Origin of the sequence: Alkalibacterium iburiense (genome assembly GCF_039521845.1) — a bacterium.
Lineage (GTDB): Bacteria > Bacillota > Bacilli > Lactobacillales > Carnobacteriaceae_A > Alkalibacterium > Alkalibacterium iburiense.
Genome location: NZ_BAAACW010000010.1, coordinates 1 through 2,271, shown reverse-complemented (window position 1 = coordinate 2,271; position 2,271 = coordinate 1). Strand labels below are relative to the sequence as shown.

General features: G+C 32.6%; 2 protein-coding genes. Both read left to right on the top strand.

The genetic code is table 11. The features are described 5' to 3' along the window. The first annotated feature begins 328 nt into the window (after positions 1–328). Positions 329–1,012 (top strand): response regulator transcription factor, encoded by a 684-nt coding sequence (locus ABDZ53_RS00495; protein WP_343752886.1) that lies wholly within the window; start codon positions 329–331, stop codon positions 1,010–1,012. Positions 1,013–1,023: 11 nt separating this feature from the next. Continuing rightward, positions 1,024–2,061, top strand: a complete 1,038-nt coding sequence (locus tag ABDZ53_RS00490; protein ID WP_343752884.1) for a sensor histidine kinase — start codon at positions 1,024–1,026, stop codon at positions 2,059–2,061. Positions 2,062–2,271 lie beyond the last annotated feature (210 nt).

Genomic DNA, 2,271 nt, shown 5'->3' with positions numbered 1-2,271 from the left:
CTTTTTTGTTTGTTCAAGCTTCTAAGATTTTCGTTGCAATACTATCTACTTTTATATTGCCATAAACAAGTATACAGGAAGAGTTGAGAAAATACATAATATTTTGAGAGTTTGTCTAAATACATTTTTTATAAAGCAGTTTTTTTATAGTTTAAAAATATCTTTATGTACAAAGATTCAAATGTGTACAGAGATGAATAAGACCTTGACAAGCCTTTGTATTATTGATAGTTTATCACTAATCTATAGCAAGTAAGCTTATCTGATAATATGAAAATACGAATATATTTACCTATTATCAAAAAATGCATGAGAGGAAGGAAGCAATATGAATAGGACTATTTATATCATAGAGGACGATACTTTGCTCTTGGATGCTTTGAAAGACAGCCTAAATCAGTGGTCTTATGAAGTGAGATACCCTGATGATTTTTCTAAAGTAATGGATGACTTTATAGCACTTCGTCCTCACTTAGTTATAATTGATATACAGCTTCCTAAATACGATGGTTTTCATTGGTGTAGAGAGATACGCTCTGTATCAAAAGTTCCTATCATTTTTCTCTCATCGAGAGATCACCCGATGGATATGGTGATGGCTATGAATCTTGGAGCAGATGATTATGTTCAGAAACCATTTAATATGGATGTATTACTCGCTAAGATCCAAGCCAATCTCCGACGAACTTACACCTATGAAGAAGTATCGTCTGATGTTATAGAATGGAATAAAGCTGTAATTGATTTAAAAAATGGATCTATTTATAAAGAAGGGAAAACTGTTGAACTAACCAAAAACGAATTTTTGATTCTCTCGGTACTTGTTAAATCCACTAATGAGATTGTTTCGCGTCATGAATTGATGAGAATGCTCTGGGATGATGATCAGTTTATAAATGACAATACACTCACTGCTAATATCACTCGTCTAAGACAAAAGCTCTCTTCTATTGAATTAGACAATGGTATTGTAACGAAAAAAGGGCTAGGGTATATGGCCATCACACTTTAGGAGGGGTCACATTGTTTCTCGCTTATCTGTCTTATAAAAAGAGTTGGATTGGTCTAATAGGGTTGATCCTTATACTAACTAACTCTTTAATTTTATTGGATACGGGTATTTCTGTAGAACCTGATTCACTGATTTATTTAAATGGACTCATTCTAATAATTAGTACTGTTTTTTTTATAGTGCGATACAAAAGAGAAACCTTTTATTATAAATCTTTACTTGCCTCTATAAATGTAATAGATGATGACTGGTTTGAAAGCATTCCGTCTTCTCAAAGTAGATTTCCAGATAAAGTCATCTTTTCACTATTAGAAACCATTCATGAGTATGAGAAAAACAGACGGAATGAAGACCAATCCTCTCAACAAATGGATCAAGCAGGTCTTGCTTCATGGGTTCATGAAATGAAAACACCTCTTACAGCGATGAAAATTATGTTAGATGGTCATCGTTCGAATGAGTTAGCTCAAAAACTGAACGCTCCTTGGTTAAGGATGCACTTGTTACTTGACAAACAACTCTATATTTCTCGCTTACCCAAATTAGATTCAGACTTACTCCCCGAAAAGCAGGTAGTACAAGATATAATGAAAGAAGAGATTCGTGAGTTGTCTACTTGGTTTATGGAAAAAGATATTTCAATAGAGCTAACCGGACACACTACCGCAACTGTGTATACTGATAAAAAATGGTGTGGCTTTATGCTGAGACAAATTTTAACTAATGCGATACAATACAGTCCGAATGGTGGAAATATATTTATTGATATTAGATTACATGAAGATAAATTCGTTTCCTTAATTATTAAAGATGAAGGACTCGGTATTCAAACTCATGATCTTCCTCGCATATTTGATAAAGGCTTTACAGGCGAAAATGGGAGACTTCATCATTCAGCTACTGGAATGGGATTGTATTTAGCTAAAGAAATAAGTAAGAAGTTACAAATTAAACTTGATGTAGAATCTTCCGTAGGTGAAGGCACACGTTTTCTAGTAAGATTTTCTCATGATAATCCATTTGAGAGTATTAGACGATCAGCCGTATAATGTTATTTTTATATTTAAACTTTTAGGTGTTAATGAATCCAAATCAGATTCATTAACACCTTTTTTAATAAAGAATAGATAAGTGACAAAAATATCACATTAGAATTCAAATTATCACCTAAATCAAACGATTAATTGATATAAAAAACAATATGATTGCTTCGCAATCTAAGCCATGACAGAAAAGAGAGAGTATCCTATAATTAACAT

Bases quoted from the DNA above. Each gene is read 5' to 3' on its own strand.
- ABDZ53_RS00495 (WP_343752886.1), top strand. From the start codon at position 329: ATGAATAGGACTATTTATATCATAGAGGACGATACTTTGCTCTTGGAT.